A 1,521-nucleotide genomic window follows, 5' to 3' on the forward strand; every position below is an offset into this window, starting at 1 on the left:
GTGCCGAGACCGCCCGACGTCATCCAGCGATGCGGCTCCTCGAAGCCATAGAACTGCGCCGCCCACATCTGATGCTGACCGACCTCGGTCGTGATGTAGGTGTCCTTGCCGCGCGTCGCCTCGAACAGGCTCTGGATCGCGTGCTGCGGCAGGATGATGTCGTTGCTCTTCTTGTAATAGAGCGAGTTGCGGGCGCGCCACTGCGCGATCTGCTGCCACCACGCCTTGATGTCGGGCTTCTTCGCCTCCGCCTTGAACACCTGGAGGATGTCGCCGAGGATGTTGCCGCAATCGCCGATGATCGGCACGTCGACGCGGATGTTCTTGTTGATCGAGGACGGGTCGATGTCGATGTGGATCTTCTTGGAGCCCGGCGAGAACGCATCGACACGGCCGGTGATGCGATCGTCGAAGCGTGCGCCGACGCACAACATGACGTCGCAATCATGCATGGTCATGTTGGCCTCGTAGGTGCCGTGCATGCCGAGCATGCCGAGCCAGTTCTTGCCCGACGCCGGATATGCACCGAGGCCCATCAGCGTGGAGGTGATCGGGAATCCGGTGATTTCGACCAGTTCACGCAGCAGCCTGGTGGCCTCGGGGCCGGAATTGATCACGCCTCCGCCGCTGTAGATCACGGGACGCTTGGCACTGGCGAGCAGCGAGACGGCCTTGCGGATCTGCGTCGCATCGCCCTTGACGCGCGGCGCGTAGGAGCGATGAACGTCGGATTTGCGCGGCGGATGATAGGTGCCGATCGCAAACTGCACGTCCTTGGGAACGTCGACCAGCACCGGGCCCGGACGGCCCGTGGTCGCGACGTAGAAGGCTTCGTGCAGGACCTTTGCGAGATCATTGACGTCGCGCACCAGCCAGTTGTGCTTGGTGCAGGGACGCGTGATGCCGACGGTGTCGCATTCCTGGAATGCATCGTTGCCGATCAGATGCGTCGGCACTTGGCCGGAGATGCAAACCAGCGGGATCGAGTCCATCAGCGCATCGGTCAGCGGCGTCACCATGTTGGTCGCCCCCGGACCTGAGGTCACCAGCGCGACGCCGGGCTTGCCGGTCGAGCGGGCATAGCCTTCGGCGGCGTGACCGGCGCCCTGCTCGTGGCGGACCAGGATGTGCTGGACTTCGCTCTGCTGGAAGATCTCGTCATAGATGGGAAGCACCGCGCCGCCGGGATAGCCGAAAATGTCGGTCACGCCATGATCGATGAGCGCGCGGACGATCATTGCGGCGCCGGTCATCTGGTTCGGATCGTGGCTCTTGTCGGTCATTGGCTTGCTCCGGATGCGCTGACGTCAGCGGCTTCGTTCGTGTCGGTTTCGGGAAATAAAAAAGGCCCCGAAGAGGGACCCTGCACACCGCCTGTCATGTGGATGGCAGCTAGCCACCCCCGGCGGTGTGCCTGGGTACGACGGCGATAAGGAGTTTGGTAATAATGTTACGCATGGCAGGCGCTCGGCTTCCCAAAGGTTGCGCGAAACATAGCGGCCAAAGCCTGGATGTCAAGGC

General features: G+C 62.9%; 1 protein-coding gene. It reads right to left on the bottom strand.

The window, feature by feature from the left end; all coding sequences use genetic code 11:
• Window positions 1-1,283, bottom strand: a 1,283-nt coding sequence (gene ilvB / locus IF809_RS38510; RefSeq protein ID WP_462840073.1) for a biosynthetic-type acetolactate synthase large subunit, incomplete at its 3' end; no start/stop codon positions are given.
• Between the last annotated feature and the right edge of the window lie 238 nt (window positions 1,284-1,521).

This window comes from Bradyrhizobium sp. UFLA06-24 (genome assembly GCF_054967145.1).